The organism is Streptomyces sp. UF-297 (genome assembly GCF_058245575.1).
Genome location: NZ_JBSIBZ010000112.1, coordinates 20,912 through 27,769 on the forward strand (window position 1 = coordinate 20,912; position 6,858 = coordinate 27,769).

Annotated in this window: 5 protein-coding genes; 4 read left to right on the plus strand and 1 reads right to left on the minus strand. The window is 69.8% G+C overall.

What is annotated here, in order from left to right; all coding sequences use genetic code 11:
* Positions 1-69: 69 nt before the first annotated feature.
* The 3 genes from AC4IJH_RS38890 (at position 70) to AC4IJH_RS38900 (ending at position 3,876) form a co-directional block, all read left to right on the plus strand.
* Positions 70-1,017 carry a FadR/GntR family transcriptional regulator gene (locus AC4IJH_RS38890; protein ID WP_490856713.1) on the plus strand — a complete coding sequence of 316 codons (948 nt, stop codon included), beginning with the start codon at positions 70-72 and terminating at the stop codon, positions 1,015-1,017.
* A 354-nt stretch (positions 1,018-1,371) separates the two neighbouring features.
* Complete coding sequence (locus tag AC4IJH_RS38895) at positions 1,372-2,925, plus strand: RNA polymerase sigma factor (RefSeq protein WP_490856714.1); 1,554 nt, start codon at positions 1,372-1,374, stop codon at positions 2,923-2,925.
* A 138-nt stretch (positions 2,926-3,063) separates the two neighbouring features.
* Positions 3,064-3,876, plus strand: a complete 813-nt coding sequence (locus tag AC4IJH_RS38900) for a S1 family peptidase (RefSeq protein ID WP_490856715.1) — start codon at positions 3,064-3,066, stop codon at positions 3,874-3,876.
* 111 nt (positions 3,877-3,987) lie between these two features.
* Here the strand turns inward: AC4IJH_RS38900 and AC4IJH_RS38905 are convergent, their stop codons facing one another.
* Complete coding sequence (locus AC4IJH_RS38905) at positions 3,988-4,218, minus strand: DUF7455 domain-containing protein (protein WP_363154110.1); 231 nt, start codon at positions 4,216-4,218, stop codon at positions 3,988-3,990.
* A 446-nt stretch (positions 4,219-4,664) separates the two neighbouring features.
* Between AC4IJH_RS38905 and AC4IJH_RS38910 the strand changes: the two genes are divergently transcribed.
* Positions 4,665-6,785 carry a DNA gyrase/topoisomerase IV subunit B gene (locus AC4IJH_RS38910; RefSeq protein WP_490856716.1) on the plus strand — a complete coding sequence of 707 codons (2,121 nt, stop codon included), beginning with the start codon at positions 4,665-4,667 and terminating at the stop codon, positions 6,783-6,785.
* Positions 6,786-6,858 lie beyond the last annotated feature (73 nt).

A 6,858-nucleotide genomic window follows, 5' to 3' on the forward strand; every position in this document is an offset into this window, starting at 1 on the left:
CGATCACCCTTTCGTGTGCTTTTCACCAAAGACCTCAAGGGTTCCCGGGGCGTCGCCGACAAAGGATGCGTGAGTACCCTTGCGCACACCATGATGACCGCGGCTCGCCCCGTCGACTCCGGCCTCGCCGGCCCGGGCGAGCTTGACCGCTATCCCTATGTAGGCGCCGCCGGCGCTGTCGGCGCGGGCCACGCCGTGGGCCACGAGCGTGCCGAACGCGTCTCGCCCGTATGGGACAGCCACGAGGCCGAGATGGGCCGGGTCGGCCGCCGCGCGGCGGGCAGCCGTGGCCGCGGGCTGCACGGCCAACTCGTCCAGCAGCTCGGCCAGATGATCGTCTCCGGCGATCTCGGCGCGGACCGCCCGCTCGTCCCCGAAGAGATCGGCCAGCGCTTCGAGGTGTCCCGGACCGTCGTGCGCGAGTCGCTGCGTGTCCTGGAGGCCAAGGGCCTGGTCAGCGCGCGCCCCAATGTCGGCACCCGGGTGCGCCCGGTCAGCGACTGGAACCTCCTGGACCCCGACATCATCGAGTGGCGCGCCTACGGGCCGCAGCGCGACGACCAGCGCCGCGAGCTGTGCGAGCTGCGCTGGACGATCGAGCCGCTGGCCGCCCGGCTCGCCGCGGGCCACGGCCGCGAGGAGATCCAGCAGCGCCTGTCCGACATGGTCGAGATCATGGGCCACGCCGCCTCGCAGGGCGACTCGCTGACCTTCGCCCGCGCCGACGCCGAGTTCCACGCGCTGCTGCTGCAGCTCGCCGGCAACCGCATGCTGGAGCACCTCTCGGGCATCGTCTCCTCCGCCCTCCAGGTCTCCGGCGGCCCGGCCGGCGGCTGTGAGCGTCCGGCGGAGACGTCCGTGGGACAGCACATGCGGATCGTCGACGCGATCGGCGTGGGGGACGCGGCCGGCGCCGAGTCCGCGATGCGCCAGCTCCTGGACGGCCACGGCGAGGCCTCGGGCCAGGGCGCCGGGGCGCCCATGGACCACGTGGTGCCCTCGCCCCGCGAGCACTGAAGGGCGACGGCGCGCGGCCGGGCGCCGCGCAGGCGCGGAGGGCCGCCGGATTCGGGGTACTGCCCGGGTCCGGCGCCGCGTCCGCCGAGCAGGCTTGGGGGGTTACGCCACGATAAGCGGGTAATGGAACGTTATGGGGTGTGACCCGGGCCACGCAGATTGGGCGTAACGCTCTTCGGAGAAGCGCGATGACCTAAGAGGTGACAGCCAAGGAGGGAATACAGAGGCCGCTCGCGGCGCTGTTCAACTCCCCGGTTGCCCTTGCGCCGTCGGTCCATCCCCACCGGCGGTCGTCGGCTCCGATCCACAGTGGACGGGGTCGGAAGCCGTTTCCATCGTTCCGAGAGGTTGTTCGTGTCGGCCAGCACATCCCGTACGCTCCCGCCGGAGATCGCCGAGTCAGAGTCTGTGATGGCGCTCATCGAGCGGGGAAAGGCTGATGGGCAGATCGCCGGCGATGACGTGCGTCGGGCCTTCGAGGCTGACCAGATTCCGCCAACCCAGTGGAAGAACGTTCTGCGCAGCCTCAACCAGATCCTCGACGAGGAGGGTGTGACGCTGATGGTCAGTGCCGCAGAGGCGCCCAAGCGCACCCGCAAGAGCGTCGCAGCGAAGAGTCCGGCAAAGCGCACCGCCACCAAGACCGTCGCGGCCAAGACGACCGCGGTGAAGAAGACCGCCGCCACGGCCACCGCCGCCTCGGCGGGTGCCCTGGACGAGGCGGAGGCCTCGCCCGCCAAGAAGGCGGCCGCGAAGAAGACCGCCGCCAAGAAGACGGTCGCGAAGAAGACCGCGGCCAAGAAGACCACCGCCAAGAAGACGGCGTCCAAGAAGGACGTCGACGAGCTGCTCGACGACGAGGCGATCGAGGAGACCCCGGCAGCGCCCGGCAAGGGCGAGGCCGCCGAGGGCGAGGGCGAGGGCGGCGAGGCCGCCGGCTTCGTGCTCTCCGACGAGGACGAGGACGACGCCCCCGCGCAGCAGGTCGCCGCGGCCGGCGCCACCGCCGACCCGGTCAAGGACTACCTCAAGCAGATCGGCAAGGTCCCCCTCCTCAACGCCGAGCAGGAGGTCGAGCTCGCCAAGCGCATCGAGGCGGGTCTGTTCGCCGAGGACAAGCTGGCCAACGCCGACAAGCTGGCCCCCAAGCTCAAGCGCGAGCTGGAGATCATCGCCGAGGACGGGCGCCGCGCCAAGAACCACCTCCTGGAGGCCAACCTCCGTCTGGTGGTCTCGCTGGCCAAGCGCTACACCGGCCGCGGCATGCTCTTCCTGGACCTGATCCAGGAGGGCAACCTCGGTCTGATCCGTGCGGTCGAGAAGTTCGACTACACCAAGGGCTACAAGTTCTCGACGTACGCGACGTGGTGGATCCGTCAGGCGATCACCCGCGCCATGGCCGACCAGGCCCGTACGATCCGTATCCCCGTCCACATGGTCGAGGTCATCAACAAGCTCGCGCGCGTCCAGCGCCAGATGCTCCAGGACCTGGGCCGCGAGCCCACCCCGGAGGAGCTGGCCAAGGAACTCGACATGACCCCCGAGAAGGTCATCGAGGTCCAGAAGTACGGCCGCGAGCCGATCTCGCTGCACACCCCGCTGGGCGAGGACGGCGACAGCGAGTTCGGTGACCTCATCGAGGACTCCGAGGCGGTCGTGCCGGCCGACGCGGTCAGCTTCACCCTGCTGCAGGAGCAGCTGCACTCCGTCCTGGACACGCTCTCCGAGCGTGAGGCCGGCGTGGTCTCCATGCGCTTCGGCCTGACCGACGGCCAGCCCAAGACGCTGGACGAGATCGGCAAGGTCTACGGCGTCACGCGTGAGCGGATCCGCCAGATCGAGTCCAAGACGATGTCGAAGCTGCGTCACCCGTCGCGTTCGCAGGTGCTGCGGGACTACCTGGACTAGCAGGCGCCTTCACGGACTCCACCGCGGGCCCGGTCGCTCCCTTCGGGGAGGGACCGGGCCCGCGGTCGTCCGGGTGCGCGGCGCGGCGGTTGGCCTCACTCTGGGTGTGCGCACTGTTCCTCAGAGTCAGGAGCCCCTATGCGTCTCTGCGTCCGCGCGGTTGTTGCCGCCCTTGCGCTGGTCCTGGCCGTACCCGTATCGGCGGCGGCGGACCGGTCGGTGGTGGGCGGACAGCCCGTACGGGCCTCGGAGAGCCCCTGGATGGTGGCTCTGGCGAGCCGTGAGCGCTTCGGTGGTACACGGTCGGGTCAGTTCTGCGGCGGCGTCCTGGTGGGGCGGCGGACGGTCGTCACGGCCGCGCACTGCCTGGGCCGTGAGGTGCTGGGCGTCCCCCTGGGGAAGGTGCGGGATCTGCGGGTGATCGTCGGGCGCGGGGATCTGCGCCGGGCCGGCGGCCGGGAGCTGCCGGTGCGCACGGTGTGGGTCAACCCGGCGTACGACAGCTGGACCAACGCCGGTGACCTCGCGGTGCTGACGCTGAGCGAGGCGCTGTCGGGCGGCCTCACGCTGCGCATGGCGCGGGCGGGCGACGGAGCGTACAAGCCGGGCACGGGGGCGTCCGTCTACGGCTGGGGCGACACCACCGGCGGCGGCAGCTATGCGACGGCACTGCGCTCGGCCCGGGTGCGGCTGCTGCCGGACCGGGTGTGTGCCCGGGCCTATCCGGGGAGCGCGGACGGTACGTACAAGGCCGCGTGGATGGTGTGTGCGGGCGCGCAGGGCGGCGGGCGGGACGCCTGCCAGGGCGACAGCGGCGGGCCGCTGGTGGCGCACGGGCGGCTGGTGGGGCTGGTGTCGTGGGGGACCGGCTGCGGCGAGGCGGGCAGCCCCGGGGTCTATACGCGCATCTCCGCGCTGGTCGGCCAGGTGGCCGCGCACGGCGGCGGGTGAGCAGGCGCGGCCGGTTGAGCGTACGAGTGCGGGCGGCCTCCCCGGATCCGCCGGGAATGCCGCCCGCAGCACGGCCCTAGGCCGCTACTCGCTCGTCGTGGATGCGATGTGTCAGCGTTCCTCTTCGGTCGCAGACGCCGGAGAAGCGGTGAGCCGCTCCGTCTCGTCCTGTATTTCCGCGGCGATCTTCTTGAGTTCTGGCTCGAACTTGCGACCGTGATGGGCGCAGAAGAGCAGTTCTCCGCCGGACATCAGGACGACGCGCAGGTATGCCTGGGCGCCGCAGCGGTCGCAGCGGTCAGCGGCCGTCAGCGGGCTCGCGGGTGTCAGAACAGTAGTCACGTCGCCTCTTCTCTAGCTCGACGAGCTGTCGTACCAGGGTCAACATCCAACCAGGCCGAAAACGTTCCCGCTCGTGGCTTTTCCCCGAAAGTTTTCTCCGGGGGGCCGGGTGCTGCCGGGTGGCGGCGAATGAGCCGTATTGCGTGGGTGGGCTGATTCACGGTGTTTGTCGGGCTTTGTCCTCCCGGCTGGATTGCCGGGTTGTTCATCAGGACGTGCCCGGAGCCTAAATGGTTCATGCCTCGAAGGGAACGTGATGTGTGCGTCACTCGAGCGTCACTCCATCGAGGGATCGAACGCGTGAGCGAAACTCTACTACCATGGGCGTGCTTACGGGTGGCGTCACATCGGCTCTACTGGGCCTCGGTACCCTCTGATCCGGCGACACCGCCACAACCGAGTCCGCGGAATGCGGACTGCCAGAAATTCAGCGAGGAGCGAACCGCGTGACCGCCGAGATGTCCGTGCCGTCCACCGCCGTGCTGACCGGGGCAGACCGGGACGGATCCAACTACACCGCGCGGCACCTTCTCGTCCTCGAGGGCCTGGAAGCCGTCCGCAAGCGTCCGGGCATGTACATCGGCTCGACCGACAGCCGCGGTCTGATGCACTGCCTGTGGGAGATCATCGACAACTCCGTCGACGAGGCCCTGGGTGGGTACTGCGACCGCATCGAGGTGATCCTGCACGACGACGGGTCCGTGGAGGTCCGTGACAACGGCCGCGGCATCCCGGTCGACGTCGAGCCCAAGACGGGCCTGAGCGGCGTCGAGGTCGTGATGACCAAGCTGCACGCCGGCGGAAAGTTCGGCGGCGGCTCCTACGCGGCCTCCGGCGGCCTGCACGGCGTCGGCGCCTCCGTGGTCAACGCCCTGTCCGCCCGCCTGGACGTCGAGGTCGACCGCGACGCCAAGACGCACTCCATCAGCTTCCGGCGCGGGGTGCCCGGCATCTTCACCGAGTCCGGTCCCGACGCCCCCTTCGACCCGGCCAACGGCCTGCTCAAGGGCAAGCGGATCCCCAAGACCCGGACCGGGACCCGGGTGCGCTACTGGGCGGACCGGCAGATCTTCCTCAAGGACGCCAGGCTGTCGCTGGAGACGCTCTACGCCCGCGCCCGCCAGACCGCCTTCCTCGTACCGGGGCTCACGCTCGTCGTGCGCGACGAGCGCGGCATCGAAGGTGAGGGCACGTCGGAGGAGACCTTCCGGTACGACGGCGGCATCAGCGAGTTCTGCGAGTACCTCGCGCAGGACAAGGCCGTGTGCGACGTGCTGCGGCTGACCGGACAGGGCACCTTCAAGGAGACCGTGCCGGTCCTGGACGACCGCGGCCACATGACCCCGACCGAGGTCACCCGCGAACTGGGCGTGGACATCGCGCTGCGCTGGGGCACGGGCTACGACACCACCGTGAAGTCCTTCGTCAACATCATCGCCACGCCCAAGGGCGGCACCCACGTCACCGGCTTCGAGCGGTCGGTGGCCAAGACCGTCAACGAAGCCCTCAGGGCCGGCAAGCTGCTGCGGGTCGCGGAGGACGACGTCGTCAAGGACGACGCCATGGAGGGCCTGACGGCGGTGGTGACCGTCCGGCTGGCCGAGCCGCAGTTCGAGGGGCAGACCAAGGAGGTGCTGGGCACCTCGGCCGCCAACCGCATCGTGGCGCAGGTGGTCGCCAAGGAGCTCAAGGCGTTCTTGACCTCCACCAAGCGGGACGCCAAGCAGCAGGCCCGCGCGGTGATGGAGAAGGCCGTCGCGGCGGCCCGTACCCGCATCGCGGCCCGGCAGCACAAGGAGGCGCAGCGCCGTAAGACCGCGCTGGAGACCTCCTCGCTGCCCGCCAAGCTCGCCGACTGCCGCAGCGACGACGTGGACCGCAGCGAACTGTTCATCGTCGAGGGCGACTCGGCGCTCGGTACGGCCAAGCTGGCGCGCAATTCGGAATTCCAGGCGCTGCTGCCGATCCGCGGCAAGATTCTCAATGTCCAGAAGTCATCCGTCTCGGACATGCTCAAGAATGCCGAGTGCGGCGCCATCATCCAGGTCATAGGAGCCGGGTCGGGGCGGACCTTCGACATCGACGCCGCCCGTTACGGCAAGGTCATCTTCCTCGCGGACGCCGATGTCGACGGCGCGCACATCCGCACTCTCCTGCTGACGCTCTTCCAGCGCTACATGCGGCCGATGGTCGAACAGGGCCGGGTCTTCTCGGCGGTGCCTCCGCTGCACCGCATCGAGCTGATCAATCCCAAGAAGGGCCAGGAGAAGTACATCTACACCTACTCCGACAGCGAGCTGCGGCAGACCCTGCTGGAACTCCAGCGCAAGAACGTCCGCTACAAGGACAGCATCCAGCGCTACAAGGGTCTGGGTGAGATGGACGCCGACCAGCTTGCGGAGACGACGATGGACCCGCGTCACCGCACCCTGCGCCGGATCAACATCAGCGACCTGGAGGCCGCCGAGAAGGTCTTCGACCTCTTGATGGGCAACGAGGTCGCGCCGCGCAAGGAGTTCATCACCAACTCCGCGGCCACGCTGGACCGTTCGCGTATCGACACCTGACCGGTCCCGCTGCCTTCCGGGGGGGGGGGGGGGGGGGGGGGGGGGGGGGGGGGGGGGGGGGGGGGGGGGGGGG